The organism is Acinetobacter brisouioides (assembly GCF_004331075.1).
In the GTDB taxonomy this organism is placed as follows: domain Bacteria; phylum Pseudomonadota; class Gammaproteobacteria; order Pseudomonadales; family Moraxellaceae; genus Acinetobacter.
In genome coordinates, this window is sequence record NZ_SJNX01000007.1 from 47,853 (window position 1) to 63,292 (window position 15,440).

25 protein-coding genes are annotated in these 15,440 nt (G+C 41.8%); 18 read left to right on the plus strand and 7 right to left on the minus strand.

Annotation, left to right across the window (positions count from 1 at the left end):
• The first annotated feature begins 29 nt into the window (after positions 1 to 29).
• A complete protein-coding gene (locus E0H77_RS10330; protein ID WP_131377803.1) occupies positions 30 to 236 on the plus strand; it encodes a hypothetical protein in 207 nt (68 codons plus the stop codon).
• On the opposite strand, the gene rpmG is transcribed toward E0H77_RS10330, so the two are convergent.
• From rpmG to E0H77_RS10345, 3 genes are all read right to left on the minus strand, one after another.
• A complete protein-coding gene (gene rpmG / locus E0H77_RS10335) occupies positions 229 to 384 on the minus strand; it encodes a 50S ribosomal protein L33 (RefSeq protein ID WP_001205031.1) in 156 nt (51 codons plus the stop codon). The genes E0H77_RS10330 and rpmG overlap by 8 nt on opposite strands.
• A gap of 12 nt (positions 385 to 396) precedes the next feature.
• On the minus strand, positions 397 to 633 hold the full coding sequence (rpmB, locus tag E0H77_RS10340) for a 50S ribosomal protein L28 (protein WP_004754274.1): 237 nt from the start codon (positions 631 to 633) through the stop codon (positions 397 to 399).
• Between the two features lie 167 nt (positions 634 to 800).
• On the minus strand, positions 801 to 2,237 hold the full coding sequence (locus E0H77_RS10345; protein ID WP_131377805.1) for a coniferyl aldehyde dehydrogenase: 1,437 nt from the start codon (positions 2,235 to 2,237) through the stop codon (positions 801 to 803).
• Positions 2,238 to 2,357: 120 nt separating this feature from the next.
• Between E0H77_RS10345 and E0H77_RS10350 the strand changes: the two genes are divergently transcribed.
• Together E0H77_RS10350 and purU are read left to right on the plus strand one after the other, a co-directional pair.
• Entirely contained in the window at positions 2,358 to 3,050 is a 693-nt protein-coding gene (locus E0H77_RS10350; RefSeq protein WP_131377807.1) for a TetR/AcrR family transcriptional regulator, read from the plus strand.
• 78 nt (positions 3,051 to 3,128) lie between these two features.
• Complete coding sequence (gene purU / locus E0H77_RS10355; RefSeq protein WP_131312651.1) at positions 3,129 to 3,995, plus strand: formyltetrahydrofolate deformylase; 867 nt, start codon at positions 3,129 to 3,131, stop codon at positions 3,993 to 3,995.
• A gap of 52 nt (positions 3,996 to 4,047) precedes the next feature.
• On the opposite strand, the gene yihA is transcribed toward purU, so the two are convergent.
• From yihA to E0H77_RS10375, 4 genes are all read right to left on the minus strand, one after another.
• Positions 4,048 to 4,869: a ribosome biogenesis GTP-binding protein YihA/YsxC gene (gene yihA, locus E0H77_RS10360; protein WP_131312649.1), complete on the minus strand. Its 822-nt coding sequence runs from the start codon at positions 4,867 to 4,869 to the stop codon at positions 4,048 to 4,050.
• Between the two features lie 77 nt (positions 4,870 to 4,946).
• Positions 4,947 to 5,390, minus strand: coding sequence for an RrF2 family transcriptional regulator (locus E0H77_RS10365; protein ID WP_045792487.1), 444 nt, complete (start codon positions 5,388 to 5,390; stop codon positions 4,947 to 4,949).
• Between the two features lie 93 nt (positions 5,391 to 5,483).
• Complete coding sequence (locus E0H77_RS10370; RefSeq protein ID WP_131377809.1) at positions 5,484 to 6,248, minus strand: globin domain-containing protein; 765 nt, start codon at positions 6,246 to 6,248, stop codon at positions 5,484 to 5,486.
• A 222-nt stretch (positions 6,249 to 6,470) separates the two neighbouring features.
• A complete protein-coding gene (locus tag E0H77_RS10375; RefSeq protein WP_131377811.1) occupies positions 6,471 to 7,655 on the minus strand; it encodes a PLP-dependent transferase in 1,185 nt (394 codons plus the stop codon).
• Between the two features lie 160 nt (positions 7,656 to 7,815).
• On the opposite strand from E0H77_RS10375, the gene E0H77_RS10380 reads away from it, so the two are divergent.
• The 15 genes from E0H77_RS10380 to rplE all read left to right on the plus strand — a co-directional run bounded on the left by E0H77_RS10380 (position 7,816) and on the right by rplE (position 15,439).
• The gene (locus tag E0H77_RS10380) at positions 7,816 to 8,547 is read left to right on the plus strand and encodes a type 1 glutamine amidotransferase (protein WP_131312643.1); all 732 of its coding nucleotides are present in this window, start codon (positions 7,816 to 7,818) and stop codon (positions 8,545 to 8,547) included.
• A gap of 521 nt (positions 8,548 to 9,068) precedes the next feature.
• Positions 9,069 to 9,380, plus strand: a complete 312-nt coding sequence (rpsJ, locus tag E0H77_RS10385) for a 30S ribosomal protein S10 (RefSeq protein WP_000070912.1) — start codon at positions 9,069 to 9,071, stop codon at positions 9,378 to 9,380.
• A 61-nt stretch (positions 9,381 to 9,441) separates the two neighbouring features.
• A complete protein-coding gene (gene rplC, locus E0H77_RS10390; protein ID WP_131312641.1) occupies positions 9,442 to 10,080 on the plus strand; it encodes a 50S ribosomal protein L3 in 639 nt (212 codons plus the stop codon).
• A gap of 11 nt (positions 10,081 to 10,091) precedes the next feature.
• Entirely contained in the window at positions 10,092 to 10,694 is a 603-nt protein-coding gene (rplD, locus tag E0H77_RS10395; protein ID WP_004754254.1) for a 50S ribosomal protein L4, read from the plus strand.
• Positions 10,691 to 11,011, plus strand: coding sequence for a 50S ribosomal protein L23 (rplW, locus tag E0H77_RS10400; RefSeq protein ID WP_004754252.1), 321 nt, complete (start codon positions 10,691 to 10,693; stop codon positions 11,009 to 11,011). The genes rplD and rplW overlap by 4 nt, the downstream gene beginning before the upstream one ends.
• 11 nt (positions 11,012 to 11,022) lie before the next feature.
• Positions 11,023 to 11,847 (plus strand): 50S ribosomal protein L2, encoded by an 825-nt coding sequence (gene rplB, locus E0H77_RS10405; RefSeq protein WP_131312639.1) that lies wholly within the window; start codon positions 11,023 to 11,025, stop codon positions 11,845 to 11,847.
• Between the two features lie 13 nt (positions 11,848 to 11,860).
• Complete coding sequence (rpsS, locus tag E0H77_RS10410) at positions 11,861 to 12,136, plus strand: 30S ribosomal protein S19 (protein ID WP_004754249.1); 276 nt, start codon at positions 11,861 to 11,863, stop codon at positions 12,134 to 12,136.
• 11 nt (positions 12,137 to 12,147) lie between these two features.
• On the plus strand, positions 12,148 to 12,477 hold the full coding sequence (gene rplV, locus E0H77_RS10415; RefSeq protein ID WP_004639524.1) for a 50S ribosomal protein L22: 330 nt from the start codon (positions 12,148 to 12,150) through the stop codon (positions 12,475 to 12,477).
• Position 12,478: 1 nt separating this feature from the next.
• Positions 12,479 to 13,231, plus strand: a complete 753-nt coding sequence (gene rpsC / locus E0H77_RS10420; RefSeq protein ID WP_131312637.1) for a 30S ribosomal protein S3 — start codon at positions 12,479 to 12,481, stop codon at positions 13,229 to 13,231.
• 3 nt (positions 13,232 to 13,234) lie between these two features.
• Positions 13,235 to 13,648, plus strand: coding sequence for a 50S ribosomal protein L16 (gene rplP, locus E0H77_RS10425; protein ID WP_004754244.1), 414 nt, complete (start codon positions 13,235 to 13,237; stop codon positions 13,646 to 13,648).
• Entirely contained in the window at positions 13,648 to 13,845 is a 198-nt protein-coding gene (gene rpmC / locus E0H77_RS10430; protein ID WP_004754241.1) for a 50S ribosomal protein L29, read from the plus strand. The genes rplP and rpmC overlap by 1 nt, the downstream gene beginning before the upstream one ends.
• Positions 13,842 to 14,099 (plus strand): 30S ribosomal protein S17, encoded by a 258-nt coding sequence (rpsQ, locus tag E0H77_RS10435; protein WP_004754240.1) that lies wholly within the window; start codon positions 13,842 to 13,844, stop codon positions 14,097 to 14,099. Before rpmC ends, rpsQ begins: the two co-directional genes overlap by 4 nt.
• Positions 14,100 to 14,191: 92 nt before the next feature.
• The gene (gene rplN / locus E0H77_RS10440; RefSeq protein ID WP_004725701.1) at positions 14,192 to 14,560 is read left to right on the plus strand and encodes a 50S ribosomal protein L14; all 369 of its coding nucleotides are present in this window, start codon (positions 14,192 to 14,194) and stop codon (positions 14,558 to 14,560) included.
• A 9-nt stretch (positions 14,561 to 14,569) separates the two neighbouring features.
• The gene (gene rplX, locus E0H77_RS10445) at positions 14,570 to 14,887 is read left to right on the plus strand and encodes a 50S ribosomal protein L24 (RefSeq protein ID WP_131312635.1); all 318 of its coding nucleotides are present in this window, start codon (positions 14,570 to 14,572) and stop codon (positions 14,885 to 14,887) included.
• A gap of 15 nt (positions 14,888 to 14,902) precedes the next feature.
• Positions 14,903 to 15,439 (plus strand): 50S ribosomal protein L5, encoded by a 537-nt coding sequence (gene rplE, locus E0H77_RS10450; RefSeq protein WP_131312633.1) that lies wholly within the window; start codon positions 14,903 to 14,905, stop codon positions 15,437 to 15,439.
• Position 15,440: the final 1 nt, after the last annotated feature.

Here is a 15,440-nt window from a genome sequence, read left to right on the forward strand (position 1 = left end):
AAAGTGTGAGAAAAATAAAAAATATATAAATGAAAGAAGAGGTTTGTTTCGCCCGCCTATTTGCTTGCTCCTGTACAGCATTGAAACAGATTTCAATTTTGCTCAGAAAGAAAAATAAAGAAGGTATAAATTATTGTGAAAAAACCTATTTTATAGATATTAACCATAACCTTAAAAAAAAGGCAAAAAAAACGACTCCAATAGGAGCCGTTTTTTCGAAAACTAAAATTATTTGATTTTAGCTTCTTTGAAAATAACATGTTGACGGATTTTTGGATCAAATTTTTTGATTTCCATTTTTTCCGGCATAGTACGTTTGTTCTTCGTAGTCGTATAGAAATAACCTGTACCTGCTGAAGAAACTAGGCGAATTTTGTCACGCATGACGATGACTCCTTAGATCTTTTGACCTTGAGCACGAAGATCAGCTACAACCTTTTCAATGCCCAATTTGTCGATGATACGCATACCCTTAGTAGATAAACGAATACGTACAAAACGTTTTTCGCTTTCTAACCAAAAACGGTGGTGGTGCAGGTTCGGCTCGAACCGGCGCTTGGTTTTGTTGTTTGCGTGTGAGACGTTGTTACCAACGACTGGACGCTTGCCGGTAACTTGGCAAACCTTAGACATGGTGGAACTCCATTGATGATTTAGCCAACAGCAAGCCTGTGGCCAGTCATAAAACAAACAGATTGAATTTATTCAAGGGGCGTTTTATACCAAAAATGCGATTAAAAGACAAGCAATTTTGTGTAAAACACCACATGACTTGAAACGATAGCTCATGCCTTGATCATTTAACGCAGCAAAGCTTTGGAAATCAATTTGTAAATAGGTTTATTAAACGGCGGTAGCACAAATTTTAAACTATAAAGTTTAGGGTTTGACATCATCGAGCGTTCATGTGACAAATTGAAAAAGCCTTCTGGTCCATGATATTTTCCCATACCTGATGCACCAATGCCGCCGAAAGGCAAATCATCTTGTGCAACATGGCTGAGAACCATGTTTTGACCAAAGTGTCCTGAGTGGGTTCGTTCAGCGACATAATCGGCACGAGCCTGATCAAAGTCGAAGTAGTATAACGCAAGTGGACGCGGTCTGCGATTAATAAAGTCGATGACGTGCTCAATATCTTCATATTCCATAATTGGCAGAATCGGCCCAAAGATTTCATGCTGCATGAGTTGCATGTCTGTAGTGACGGCTGTGACTAGGGTCGGTGCAATTTTACGCTGGGTGCTGAGCAGCTCATTTTTTGGATTAATTTCAATCACTTTCGCACCTGAAAGCTGTGCATCTTCCAAATAGCGGTGCAAGCGTAAATATTGCTTGTCATTAATAATCGCAGTGTAATCCTGATTATTGGCAATATCGGGATACATGTGTTCTACCGCAATCTTAAAATGCTCTATAAATTCAGCAGTTTTACCTTTAGGCAGAAAAATATAGTCAGGTGCAACACAGGTTTGTCCTGCATTCCACAATTTTCCTGCAGCAACCCGTAGCGCTACATCTTTCATGTGCATGGAGTTATGCACTAAAACAGGCGACTTACCCCCCAATTCCAAAATTACAGGGACTAAATTTTTTGCGGCTGCCTGCATGACGGTTTTACCCACATTGGTTGAGCCAGTAAAAATTATTTTGTCAAAAGGCAAATGACTAAACGCATCAGAAATCGCACCGCCACCATTAACAACAGATACCAACTCACAAGGAAAAGCCTCTGACAGGGCTTTGTCGAGCATTTTTCCAAAATGTGCTGAGGCACTCGAAATTTTGATCATGGCATGATTGCCTGCAGCAAGCGCACAGATCAATGGACCAATCGACAATAGTAATGGGTAATTCCACGGTGCAATAATTCCGACAACCCCAAGTGGTTGATATTGCACCCAGCCTTTTGCAGGTTGATGTAGCCAGCTAATATGGCGTTTTTCAGGTTTCATCCATGCAGTCAGATGTTTACGGTAATAGCGAATCTGTTCAAGGCAGGTGAGAATTTCACCAATACGCGTTTCACCAAATGCGCGATTGCCAAAATCCTGACTGATCGCTTCAGCAAATTGGTCTTGATATTTAACCAAAATTGCTTTGAGTCGGTTTAAACGTTCGATCCGATCTTTTGCCGATGGCATTGGATAAAGCTGATAGGCTTGTTTTTGCTGTTGTAGAATTTGAATCAGTTGTTGCTCAATAAGCTCAGGAGAGTTTGAGGTCATGGTTTGCATGTGAGATGCCTCCTTTGCATATTATTGATGAACAATATTTTTAGAGTAAAAACTCTAATCAGTCAAGCGTAGAATTGTGCTAGGCTGTAACGGTTGTTGGGTAAAATTTGGTTGTAGTGAATGTCTCAAACAAAAACAGTAAAAACGAAACAGCGTATCTTAAATTTGAGTCTGCAATTGTTTAATGAGCGTGGTGAGCGTGCCGTGACCACCAATCATATTGCTTCGGCTCTCGAGATGAGTCCTGGTAATTTGTATTATCATTTTCGTAATAAACAGGAAATTATAAAAGCACTGACGGATCAGTATCAATGTGAAACCTTGGAGATGTTGGCACTTCCGCAAAACCGCCTAGTCAATGCAGATGATAAGATTCATTATTTTCAGGTGCTGAGCGAGCAACTCTGGCGCTATCGGTTTTTGCATCGCGATGTGTATCATCTGGCAGAAAATGATGACAATTTTAAGCAGCAGTATGCCCAGTTTGCGCGGCAGGTGATGCATCAAGGACAGTGTATTTATCAGGCATTTGTTGATGCTGGACTCATGAAAATGACGACTGTAGAAATTGAGGCGCTCATTGTTAATATCTGGATTGTCTTGACTAACTGGACGAATTTCCTATTTATGACAGGGCATCTAGATGACCAGAACCAACTCGAAGATAAATGGATCTGGCAGGCACTGCGTCAGATGCTGTTTTTGGAAGGGCCTTATTTGTTGGGCGAGAGTCGTGCAGCTTATGAAGAATTGCTGACAAGTATTGAACCATCGGATTGGTTTACTCAACTCAAGCTCAAAGTATCGCAATAAAAAGCTATATGTGAATATTCAAAAAAAGAGTATAATATTCGGCTATCTTTTTTGTATGAATAAGTGATATAGAGCAACATGAACATGACCACTGCCAATACTGCACGTTTGCTGATTACTTGCGAAGATAAGCCAGGAATCGTGCAAGCTGTATCGAGTTTTTTGTATCATCAAGGGGCGAACATTACCGCACTTGACCAATATGCTACAGAAGCTCAGGGTGGACGTTACTTCATGCGTGTTGAGTTTGAGCTTGATCATTTGCAGAGCCGTCGAGAAACGTTGTTGCAAACGTTTGCTAGCAATGTAGCGCAGCGTTACGAAATGCAGTGGCGTTTGGCACTGGTCAGCGATGTGAAAAAAGTCGGTATTTTGGTTTCAAAAGTTGATCATGCGCTACTTGAGCTGTTATGGCGTCATGCACGTGGTTCATTATCATGTGAAATTACCCAAGTCATTTCCAATCATGAAGATCTTCGTGAAGCTGTCGAAAATTTCGGTATTCCATTTACTGTGGTAAAAGTGACCAAAGACAATAAAGTCGAGGCGTATGCGCAAATTGACGAATTGATGCAAGGAAATGACTTGCTGGTTCTTGCACGCTATATGCAGATCTTAAATGAAGATTTTGTCAAAAAATGGCCGATGAAAATTATCAATATTCACCATTCATTCCTACCTGCTTTTGTGGGGGCAAACCCTTACAAACAAGCGTATGAAAAAGGTGTGAAACTGATTGGTGCAACAGCACACTATGTGACAGCTGAACTGGATCAAGGGCCGATTATTGAGCAGGATGTTGAGCGTGTTGGTCATCAGTATAACGTTGAGCAGTTACGTGAATTGGGCGAAGATGTTGAACGTAATGTGCTTGCCCGTGCAGTAAAATGGCATTTGGAAGATCGTATTATTGTGGATGGCAACAAAACAGTGGTATTCCAGTAACACAGAATTTTGTTCAATAAAAAAGGCATGTCATGAACATGCCCTTTTTTATTTATGGTGTGTCTGATTCTACAATATCTTCGCTATCATCGTCGGCATCATCTATATCTGCATCTGATGCTTCAGGAATGCTATGAATATCAATAACCTGTTGATTGTCATCTAAGATATAGTGCAAACGTCCCGCCATAACCGATGCCAGTTCTTCAAGACCTTGTTTGTTGAGTGAAGAAAACAGTTGGATGGAAAACTGTAGTTTCATTTTCTTGAGAGCTTGCTTGACTTCAATCAGTGCTTTACTGGCTGGACCTCGGTTGAGCTTATCCGCTTTGGTCAACAAAATATGAACAAACAGTTTACGAGAATGTGCCCACTCCAGCATCATCAAGTCAAAATGTTGTAATGGATGGCGAATATCCATCAACAGAACCAAGCCTTGCAGGCTTTCGCGGTGAATCAAATAATTTTCTAGCTCTTTTTGCCAAACGCGCTTCATTTCTTCAGGAACGGCAGCATAACCGTAACCTGGTAAGTCTACGAGGCGCTGATTGGGGTTGCCTAAACTAAAAAAGTTGATCATTTGGGTGCGTCCCGGTTTTTTGGATGCACGCGCCAATTGCTTTTGATTGGTTAAGGCGTTAATTGCACTGGATTTTCCAGCGTTAGACCGACCTGCAAATGCAATTTCATAACCTGTATCTTCTACACAAAGTGCGAGTTTAGGTGCACTCATTAAGAATTCGGCTTGGCGTAACCAGTTGAGAGACTGCACCGCATAACCTGTGATGGCAGGATCAGGCTGTTTTTCATAGCTAATCTTTTGTTTGGGTGCGAGTCTCGCTTTGGTGTCTTTAGATTTTGCATAACGATGCATAGATAGATTTCACGCGAGATAAAAAATGTCCTGCATAGTATAAAGCAAGCTGCACTGCGGTGCGAATTTTCAGTTTTTTATAAGTTGAGCAGTGAAATAGGCGAGTGTTCAGCTACGCTATTGGGCGTTGATGTATCGAGAACTTGTCCGAGCGTATAGGCGTTGAGGCTTAAATAAAATTGATCTACGGCCTGATCTAGAATGCTTTTCAGACCACATTTAGAGCGTAGTACACAAGGTGGGTTATTGCATTCCACAATATTGACTTCGCCTTGCAAAATTTTAACCAAATCGCCAAGGCGGGTGCTGAGAGCATCTGGATTTAGGCGAATACCGCCACCTTTACCGCGAGTGGTAATGATCAATTGCTGCTTTGCCATAAAATGCACGATTTTAACCAGATGGTTGGCTGGTACATACAGGCAGTCTGCAAGCTCGGCAATGGTATAGGGGGCTTGGCGGGTTTGCGCAATCGTAATCAGAATGCGTAACGCATAATCAGTAAACTTATTTAATTGCATAGGTGGAAGTTGGTAATATTTATGTGCAGATATTAATACTAAAGCAAGAAAAACGAAACTTTTGTTAATGACTGCACATAAATCACGACAGAATTAGTCAGCTAAAGGTGCAGATACCTGAACCTGATCGCCGATTTGATAGTTTGCCAATAAGATATTAGCAACATCATATTCGCTATGATTTGCTTCAGGACGCACTTCAATATGGTATTCGGTATTGTCTTGTTGTGCCGAAAATTTGAATTGTTGAGGTTGTTCAATCCCGTGAGCAGGTACTTTTACTTTGACCGAAATATAAGCGCCTGTATGGCCTGAAGTAACAGCATTGCCATCTGTTGGTTTAAGCGTGAAGCGTTTCCCAGACTCAAGAGCATCAATTGCGGTGATTTCAAAACTACGCCAGCCAGCCCAGCCACCTGTTTGTGTAGCCAGTTGCTCATATTTTTGTTTTTCGACATTAATTAAAATATCTGCAAGCTGTAGATATGCCTGTTTCCATGCTTCGATTAACTCAGATTCAAATGGCACATTTAACACTTCGCTAATCGAGTGCAGCAGATTTTCACCAACAATCGAGTATTGATCAGCTTGAATGTTGAGGCTGACATGTTTGTTGGTAATATGATCTACGGCTTTGGCAAGAATACTTGGATTTTCAATGTGTTCTGCATATGCTAGAACTGCTGCGGCAAGAGCGCGAGGCTGGCGACCAGTGCTTTGATGATCGAGGTTGAAGACATTTTTTAATTCAGGATGGTTGCCTAGCATGCGTTTATAAAAATATGAGGTTAATGCAACCCCATTTTCACGAAGTACAGGAACGGTAGATTTTACAAGTTCGATATGCTCTGGAGTCATGACTAGACCTTTTTATGGTTTTAGCTATTAAAGATACCTTTAAAGTATATTTTTAAAAATTAAAAAACAATAGATATTGAAGAAAAATACATAATTTATTTATGGAATTTTTTTAAACAATTTTGGGTTGATATTATCAATATTTTATGATGATGAAAAGTGAGTAAATTTTAGAACATTCTGCTTGGTTTTTTATCTTGCTCACCAAGCAGAATATTAAATTTATAGAGCTTGCAAAGCCTGTTCGATGTCCGCAATCAAGTCTTCGCCAGATTCTAGCCCGATACAGAAACGAACTAAGAAACCTTTTGCGAGATGTGTTTGTTGTAAGCTACGCATTTCAGTTAAGTCGTACAGCATGACGAGGCTAACGGGGCTACCCCAACTAAATCCGAGCTTAAACAGTTGTAGAGCATCACAGAAGCGTCGTATGGATTCAAGCGTGTAATTTTCTTGAAAGATTATACTGACTAAGCCTGCACTTTGCTGACTTGAGCAAACTTGCTGCCAATATTGATATCCAGGTGATAATGCGTCACTTGGATGAAGGACTTGTTGAAACTGGGGTTGTTGCTTTAACCAGTGTAGAATTTCTTGGGCGCTATGCGATTGCTGTTCATAACGCAGTTGCATGTGTGCAAGGCTGCGCTGAATTTGCGCGCAGTCATCTCCGGAAACAGCAATCCCTTGAGTTGCATGCATCTGTAATAATTTTAGGTGTAGCTTATGCTCTTGTGTCACCACACTGCCCATTAAAATATCACCACCACCACTTGGGTATTTAGTGAGTGCATGCACGCTGATATCGACAGCCAAATGCTCATCGGAAAAATCAAAGGCATTAAACGCCAATCCAGCACCCCAAGTATTATCAAGTACAGTCGTGATTTGATGTTGTTTGGCTTTTTTAACGAGATTAATTAAGTCTGGAAACTCTAAAGTGACTGAGCCTGCGGCTTCCAACCATAAGAGTTTTGCTTGGGGGGAGGGCTGAAAACTGTGATGGTCAAGAGGATCATATACTTGGACGACAACACCAAAACTTTGTTGTAAATAGCGTAAATGCGCCATGCCTGGGCCATAAATATTATCAGGGACCCAAACCTCATCGCCCGATTGCAATAGCGCAGAATTCACCAAATTAATCGCAGATAAACCACTTGGCGCTAGCAAACAATAATTGCCGTTTTCTAGCTGTGCAATTTTATCGGCAAGCGTGTAGGTGGTTGGGGTGCCATGTGTCCCGTAACTATAATCGTAACGGTCGCTCCAGTGTCGATCAAAGAGCTTAGTGGTATTTTCAAAAATAATGGTTGATGCGCGATAAAGGGGAGGTTGAATGGTTTCAATATATTGTGGTGCTAATCTTGGTGCGTGAATCCGCTCGGTTTGTGAAGATTTTTTCAAAGTTCATACTCTGCAAAGCAAAAGGCTGATATTAATTTAAGCGATTCACACATAAAAAATAATAGAAATAAAAAAAATTCAAAAACTCTAGTTTTTTCTAAAAGTTGGCGTCATTTTTGCTAATTAAAGCTTAATCATTGCAATTATAGGATAATAATGCATGAAAGCAGGTTTAAAAGTTCATTACTTTCAGCATATTGCAGGAGAGGGGTTTGGGAGTTGTTATAATTTTTTAAAAGCTCATCAAGCTAAAATCACTGCGACCGAATTTTTTGCCTTACCTGGCGACACCTTGCTAGAAATTGAAGCGCTGCCTCAAATTGAAGATGTGGATTTACTGATTATTATGGGCGGGGAGATGAGTGTCAATGATGAGGTAAATTACCCATGGTTAAAGTTGGAAAAACGCTGGATTCGGCGCTATTTAGCAACAGGCAGACCTGCTATAGGGTTGTGTTTGGGAGGGCAGCTCATTGCCAATGCTTTGGGGGCAGGGGTGAGTCGCCACGTGCAAAAAGAATTGGGTTGGACGACAGTTTATCGTATTAATAATGTGCCCAAGCATTGTTTTGAACTTCCAAAAGAATTTAATGTATTACAATGGCATAGTGAAACTTTTGACCTTCCGAAAGGGGCAATCCATTTGGCGGAAAACCCTGCTTGCCGCAATCAAATGTATCAAATTAACAATAATATTTTAGGGTTTCAGTTTCATCCTGAGATGACGCCTGAAGTTTTACAAAAATTCCTAGATGATGATGACAAAATTGCCATTTTTGATGGTGAACAAATTCAGCATATTGACCATTTAAGAAAATCCCCATTGCACTATTTTTTACAGGGCAATGATTTACTGAATCGGGCGATTGAATTTGTATTAAAAACTGCTTAGTGCAATCTAGAATGATCAGCCTGAATATGAAAAAGTAAATCTACGCATAATTATTGACGGGATTGATAAGCACTCATTGTTATCATTAGGGATTGCTGGTCTATACATAAAAACTCATAATTTTTTAAAAATGAACATGTGCTTTGATACTTAGAATTTTTAAGAACAGACTTCTACTTATGCCGGTGCATATTGTTGGAGAGGTGTAAAATGTGAGGGTTGAAATTTAGTCACTCATCAGACATCTTTGTTGTTGCATCATTTTAGCTTACGATACAACGGGTTGGTGAAATATCGATAGACCTCAAAAATATATGCAAAAGATATTTGCGTAATGATTGAACAGTGGTTATAATAAGCGACCTCTCAAAAAGAGAGTGGTTGTTGAAAAATATAACCAAATCGTAACAGTCGTGGCATCGATCATGACCTTAGTGATTTTCACTGCCCTTGACACTTGCCCTTGTAGGTGAGATGCGTCATGGGTGATTCTTTATATATTTGGCTTGGAGTTAACTGGTATGTCTAACCAGAGAATTCGTATCCGTCTTAAGTCTTTTGATCATCGTTTAATTGATCAGTCAGCTCAAGAAATCGTAGAAACTGCAAAACGTACTGGCGCACAAGTGTGTGGTCCAATCCCGATGCCAACTCGCATCGAACGTTTTAACGTTCTAACATCACCACACGTTAACAAAGATGCGCGTGACCAATACGAGATTCGTACTTACAAACGTTTGATCGATATCGTTCAACCTACAGATAAAACTGTTGATGCGTTGATGAAATTGGATCTTGCAGCTGGTGTTGATGTTCAGATCGCATTGGGTTAAGGCTTTCGGGTTAATTAACACTCTCAAGTTAATTAGGCCGCTTTTTTAGAGGTTTATGCACATGGCTATTGGTTTAGTCGGTCGCAAGTGCGGTATGACCCGTATCTTTACAGATGCTGGTGTTTCTGTGCCTGTAACAGTGATTGAGGTTGATCCAAACCGCATCACTCAAATCAAAACGCTTGAAACTGATGGTTATCAAGCGATTCAAATCACTACTGGTGAACGCCGCGAATCTCGCGTAACTAATGCTCAGAAAGGTCACTTTGCGAAAGCTGGTGTTGCTGCTGGTCGTTTGGTTCAAGAATTCCGCGTTGCAGAAGCTGAGCTTGAAGGTCGTGAAGTTGGTAGTGCTATCGGTGTTGACTTGTTCACAGTTGGTCAAATCGTTGACGTAACTGGTCAGTCTAAAGGTAAGGGCTTCCAGGGTGGTGTTAAGCGTTGGAATTTCCGTACGCAAGATGCAACTCATGGTAACTCTGTATCTCACCGTGTTTTAGGTTCTACAGGTCAAAACCAGACTCCTGGTCGCGTGTTCAAAGGCAAAAAAATGGCTGGTCACTTAGGTGACGAACGCGTAACAGTACAAGGTCTTGAAGTTGTATCTATCGACACAGAACGTTCAGTTCTTGTTGTAAAAGGTGCGATTCCTGGTGCTACTGGTGGCGACGTTATCGTTCGTCCTACGATCAAGGCCTGAGGGGAAATAACGTGAATTTAAAAACTGTTTCCGGCTCTGCTGTTGAATTGTCTGAAGTTGCTTTCGGACGTGAATTTAACGAAGCTCTTGTACACCAAGTTGTAACTGCTTATTTGGCAGGTGGTCGTCAAGGTTCTCGTGCACAAAAATCACGTGCAGACGTTTCTGGCGGTGGTAAAAAACCATTCCGTCAAAAAGGTACTGGCCGTGCTCGTGCAGGTTCTATTCGTAGCCCAATCTGGGTTGGCGGTGGTAAAACATTTGCTGCTCGTCCACAAGACTGGTCTCAAAAAGTTAACCGTAAAATGTACCGCGGTGCAATGCAATGTATCTTAGCTGAACTTGTTCGCCAAGATCGTCTTGTATTAGTTGAAGAGATTGCTGTTGCAGCTCCAAAAACTAAAGAATTGCTTGCAAAGCTTAACGACTTGAACGCTCCTCGCGCATTGATCGTTACAGAAGCTGTAGAAGAGAATTTATATCTTGCAGCGCGTAACCTTCCACACGTTGATGTGGTTGATGCAGCTGCAATCGATCCAGTTAGCTTGATTGCGTTCGATAAAGTTGTTATGTCTGTGGCTGCTGCTAAGAAAATTGAGGTAGAACTCGGATGAACAACGAACGTATCTATCAAGTCCTAAAAGGACCAGTATTCTCAGAAAAAGCTCAAGTTTTAGGTGAAACTGCTGGTGTTCAAGTATTTAAAGTTGCACTTGATGCAAACAAACTTGAAATCAAAAAAGCAGTTGAACAACTATTTGGTGTTCAAGTTGTGAAAGTAAACACAACGATCACTAAAGGTAAGACTAAACGCTTTGGTAAAACATTAGGACGTCGTTCTGATGTTAAAAAAGCATACGTCACCCTGAAAGCTGGCCAAGATGTTGAGATGGCTGACTTGGGCGATACCGCTGAAAGCGCAGCGGAATAAGGACGAAAATTATGCCGATTCAAAAATGTAAGCCAACGTCTCCAGGACGTCGCTTTGTTGAAAAAGTGGTTCATAACCATCTTCACAAAGGCGCACCTTATGCTCCGTTGATTGAAGCTAAGAAACGTACTGGTGGTCGTAATAACAATGGTCACATTACGACTCGCCACGTAGGTGGTGGTCATAAACAGCATTACCGTCTTGTTGACTTTAAACGTAACAAAGATGGTATTCCTGCTACTGTAGAACGTATTGAATACGATCCTAACCGTACCGCACACATTGCATTAGTTTTGTATGCTGATGGTGAACGTCGTTATATCATTGCGCCTAAAGGCTTGCGTGCTGGTGATAAAGTACAATCTGGTAACGATGCTCCAATTCGTCCAGGTAACTGCTTACCACTTCGTAACATGCCAATCGGTTCTACATTACATAACGTTGAACTTAAAATCGGTAAAGGTGCTCAATTAGCACGTTCTGCTGGTACTTCTGTTCAGTTGTTAGGTCGTGATGGTTCTTACGCAATTGTTCGTCTGCGTTCAGGCGAAATGCGTAAAATTCATGTTGAATGTCGCGCTGTAATTGGTGAAGTTTCTAACCAAGAAAACAACCTTCGCTCATTGGGTAAAGCTGGTGCTGCACGCTGGCGTGGTGTTCGTCCTACCGTACGTGGTATGGCAATGAACCCAGTTGATCACCCACACGGTGGTGGTGAAGGGCGTAACAAGGGTATTCAACCTGTGAGCCCATGGGGTCAAAAAGCTAAAGGGTACAAGACACGTACCAATAAGCGTACGACTAAGATGATTATTCGCGACCGTCGCGTCAAGTAAAGGAATCTGACTAATGCCTCGTTCATTGAAAAAAGGTCCATTCGTCGATGCGCACTTGTTCGCTAAGGTTGAAGCGGCTGTTGCGGCTAATAACCGCAAGCCGATCAAGACTTGGTCTCGTCGTTCGATGATCCTTCCAGATTTTGTTGGTTTAACAATTTCTGTTCACAATGGTCGTAACCATGTTCCAGTAATTATTTCTGAGCATATGGTTGGTCATAAACTCGGTGAATTCGCGCCAACTCGTACCTATCGTGGTCACGGTGTTGATAAGAAATCTAAACGTTAATAGGTGCTATGATGGAAGTAACTGCTAAATTACGCGGTGCCGCTATCTCGGCACAAAAAGCTCGTTTGGTTGCAGACCTGATTCGTGGCAAGTCTGTTGCCCACGCTTTAAATATCTTAAACTTCAGCAACAAGAAAGCTGCAGTTTTAGTAAAAAAAGCGTTGGAATCTGCAATTGCAAACGCTGAACACAATAACAGTTTAGATGTTGACGATCTTAAAGTTTCTACGATCTACGTTGATGAAGGTGTGAGCCTTAAACGTATTATGCCACGTGCTAAAGGCCGTGCAGATCGTATTACTAAGCGTACTTGTCACATCACCGTTAAGGTAGGGGTTTGATATGGGTCAGAAGGTTCATCCAATCGGTATCCGCCTAGGTGTTGTGAAACGTCATAACGCTAACTGGTATGCGAGTCCGAAACAATACGCTGAATATTTGCTTAAAGATTTGCAAGTTCGTGAGTTTTTAACTAAAAAACTTAAGAATGCAATGATCAGCAATATTCTTATCGAACGCCCTACAGGCGCGGCTAAAGTAACAATTAGCACTGCGCGTCCTGGTATCGTAATCGGTAAAAAAGGCGAAGACATTGAAAAATTACAACGTGAGCTCACCACTATCATGGGTGTGCCTGCGCAAGTAAGCATCAACGAAATTGATCGCCCTGACTTGGACGCTCGTCTAGTTGCTGAAGCTATCGCTTCTCAATTGGAAAAACGTGTAATGTTCCGTCGTGCTATGAAGCGTGCGGTTCAAAATACAATGCGTGCTGGTGCTAAAGGTATCAAAGTTGAAGTTTCTGGTCGTTTAGGTGGTGCGGAAATCGCACGTACTGAATGGTATCGTGAAGGTCGTGTACCGTTGCATACTCTTCGTGCTGACATTGACTACGCTACTATGCGTGCAGAAACTACTTACGGTACGATTGGTGTTAAAGTTTGGATTTTCCGTGGTGAAATCTTGGGTGGCATGAAACAAGTCATGAACCCAGCACCAGCTGAGGAACGTCCAGCTAAGCGTGGTCGTGGTCGTGGTGAAGGTCAAGAGCGTCGTGGTCGTCGTTCAGACCGTGCTGCAGACAAGGGAGAATAATCCATGTTGCAACCAAAACGTACCAAATTCCGTAAAGTGCAAAAAGGCCGTAACACTGGTCTAGCACATCGTGGTAGTACAGTATCATTTGGTTCGATTGCGATTAAAGCTACTGAACGTGGTCGTATGACTGCTCGTCAGATCGAAGCTGCGCGTCGTACCATTAGCCGTCGTATTAAACGTGGTGGTAAAATCTTCATCCGCGTATTTCCTGATAAGCCAATTACCGAAAAACCATTAGAAGTACGTATGGGTAACGGTAAAGGTAATGTGGAATACTGGGTTTGCGAGATCAAGCCAGGTAAGATCCTGTACGAAATTGAAGGTGTGAACGAAGAATTAGCGCGTGAAGCATTTGCTTTGGCTGCTGCTAAACTTCCGTTTAAAACCACTATCGTGACTCGGACGGTAATGTAATGAAAACTAAAGATCTACGTGAAAAATCGGTAGAAGAGTTGAAAGCTTTGCTTGATGAGCAACAGCTTAACCAATTCCGTCTTCGTATGGCAAAGGCAACTGGTCAATTGGGTAAATCTCATGAAGTACAAGTTGCTCGCAAAGCGATTGCTCGTATTAAGACACTCCTTACCGAAAAACAGGGGAACGGACAATGAATGAAAAAACAGTCCGCACGTTAACCGGCAAAGTTGTAAGCGACAAAATGGACAAGTCTATTGTTGTTCTTATTGAACGCCGAGTTCAACACCCGTTGTATGGCAAATCAATCCGCCGTTCAACAAAATTACACGCTCATGATGAGAACAATACTGCTAAAACTGGCGATATCGTAACCATCAAAGAAAGCCGCCCAATTTCTAAAACTAAAGCTTGGACTTTAGTGGAAGTAGTTGAAGCAGCTGCTGAGTAATTAGACGTTCTTGTTGCATCATCGGTTAATTTCGAGTACGCTATGCGTCTTTCGAAATTGTGACCGGTGATGCTCGGTTTTGGAGTAGGGCAATGATTCAAACCGAAAGTATGCTCGACGTAGCAGACAACAGTGGTGCTCGCCGCGTACAATGTATTAAAGTACTTGGTGGTTCACATCGTCGTTATGCATCTGTTGGCGACATTATTAAAGTTACTGTAAAAGAAGCAATTCCGCGTGGCCGTGTTAAAAAAGGTGACGTGATGAATGCTGTAGTTGTACGTACAAAATTCGGCATCCGTCGTCCAGATGGTTCAGTTATCCGTTTTGATGATAACGCAGCTGTTATTTTGAACAACAACAAAGCTCCGATTGCAACTCGTATCTTCGGACCAGTGACTCGTGAACTTCGTACTGAACAGTTCATGAAAATCATTTCATTGGCTCCTGAAGTTCTATAAGAGGCGATCATGGCTAAGATTAAAAAAGGCGATCAGGTTCTCGTGATCGCAGGTAAAGAAAAAGGCAAACAGGGTGCTGTTCTGTCTGTTTCTGAAGACCGTGTTAAGGTTGAAGGCCTTAACTTAGTGAAGAAGCATCAAAAGCCGAACCGTGTAACTGGCGCTGAAGGCGGTATTGTTACTCAGGAAGCTTCGCTTCATATCTCAAACGTGGCAATTTTAAATGCTACAACCCAAAAGGCTGACCGTATTGGTTACCAAGTGATTGATGGCGTGAAAACTCGCGTTTATAAATCAAATGGTGAATCAGTGGCGGTAGCGAAGTAATAGGTTGAAACGGCAATGGCCAGACTTAAAACACGTTACAATGAAGAACTTAAAGCTCAGTTGAAAGAACAATTGGGCGTTAAGAATGTGATGGAAATTCCTCGCATTACAAAAATCACCCTTAACATGGGTGTAGGTGCTGCATCAGCTGATAAAAAATTATTAGATGGCGCACTTTCTGACATGCAAGCAATTGCTGGTCAAAAACCAGTGCTTACACTTGCACGTAAATCTATCGCTGGTTTTAAAATCCGTGATGGTTGGCCAATCGGTTGTAAAGTAACTTTACGTGGCGAACGCATGTACGAGTTCTTGGATCGTTTGATCGCAATCGCAATCCCTCGTATCCGTGACTTCCGAGGTTTCTCAGCGAAATCTTTCGACGGTCGTGGTAACTACTCGATGGGTTTGAAAGAGCAAATCGTTTTCCCTGAAATCGATTTTGACAAGATTGATCGTATTCGTGGTATGGATATTACTATCACTACTACTGCTCGCACCGATGACGAAGGCCGTGCGCTTATGCGTGCATTCGGCTTCCCGTTCAAATAAG

Coding starts and splice junctions, on each gene's coding strand:
- E0H77_RS10330 (WP_131377803.1), top strand. CDS start 30: ATGAAAGAAGAGGTTTGTTTCGCCCGCCTATTTGCTTGCTCCTGTACA.
- rpmG (WP_001205031.1), bottom strand. CDS start 384: ATGCGTGACAAAATTCGCCTAGTTTCTTCAGCAGGTACAGGTTATTTC.
- rpmB (WP_004754274.1), bottom strand. CDS start 633: ATGTCTAAGGTTTGCCAAGTTACCGGCAAGCGTCCAGTCGTTGGTAAC.
- E0H77_RS10345 (WP_131377805.1), bottom strand. CDS start 2,237: ATGCAAACCATGACCTCAAACTCTCCTGAGCTTATTGAGCAACAACTG.
- E0H77_RS10350 (WP_131377807.1), top strand. CDS start 2,358: ATGTCTCAAACAAAAACAGTAAAAACGAAACAGCGTATCTTAAATTTG.
- purU (WP_131312651.1), top strand. CDS start 3,129: ATGAACATGACCACTGCCAATACTGCACGTTTGCTGATTACTTGCGAA.
- yihA (WP_131312649.1), bottom strand. CDS start 4,869: ATGCATCGTTATGCAAAATCTAAAGACACCAAAGCGAGACTCGCACCC.
- E0H77_RS10365 (WP_045792487.1), bottom strand. CDS start 5,390: ATGCAATTAAATAAGTTTACTGATTATGCGTTACGCATTCTGATTACG.
- E0H77_RS10370 (WP_131377809.1), bottom strand. CDS start 6,248: ATGACTCCAGAGCATATCGAACTTGTAAAATCTACCGTTCCTGTACTT.
- E0H77_RS10380 (WP_131312643.1), top strand. CDS start 7,816: ATGAAAGCAGGTTTAAAAGTTCATTACTTTCAGCATATTGCAGGAGAG.
- rpsJ (WP_000070912.1), top strand. CDS start 9,069: ATGTCTAACCAGAGAATTCGTATCCGTCTTAAGTCTTTTGATCATCGT.
- rplC (WP_131312641.1), top strand. CDS start 9,442: ATGGCTATTGGTTTAGTCGGTCGCAAGTGCGGTATGACCCGTATCTTT.
- rplW (WP_004754252.1), top strand. CDS start 10,691: ATGAACAACGAACGTATCTATCAAGTCCTAAAAGGACCAGTATTCTCA.
- rplB (WP_131312639.1), top strand. CDS start 11,023: ATGCCGATTCAAAAATGTAAGCCAACGTCTCCAGGACGTCGCTTTGTT.
- rpsS (WP_004754249.1), top strand. CDS start 11,861: ATGCCTCGTTCATTGAAAAAAGGTCCATTCGTCGATGCGCACTTGTTC.
- rplV (WP_004639524.1), top strand. CDS start 12,148: ATGGAAGTAACTGCTAAATTACGCGGTGCCGCTATCTCGGCACAAAAA.
- rpsC (WP_131312637.1), top strand. CDS start 12,479: ATGGGTCAGAAGGTTCATCCAATCGGTATCCGCCTAGGTGTTGTGAAA.
- rplP (WP_004754244.1), top strand. CDS start 13,235: ATGTTGCAACCAAAACGTACCAAATTCCGTAAAGTGCAAAAAGGCCGT.
- rpmC (WP_004754241.1), top strand. CDS start 13,648: ATGAAAACTAAAGATCTACGTGAAAAATCGGTAGAAGAGTTGAAAGCT.
- rpsQ (WP_004754240.1), top strand. CDS start 13,842: ATGAATGAAAAAACAGTCCGCACGTTAACCGGCAAAGTTGTAAGCGAC.
- rplN (WP_004725701.1), top strand. CDS start 14,192: ATGATTCAAACCGAAAGTATGCTCGACGTAGCAGACAACAGTGGTGCT.
- rplX (WP_131312635.1), top strand. CDS start 14,570: ATGGCTAAGATTAAAAAAGGCGATCAGGTTCTCGTGATCGCAGGTAAA.
- rplE (WP_131312633.1), top strand. CDS start 14,903: ATGGCCAGACTTAAAACACGTTACAATGAAGAACTTAAAGCTCAGTTG.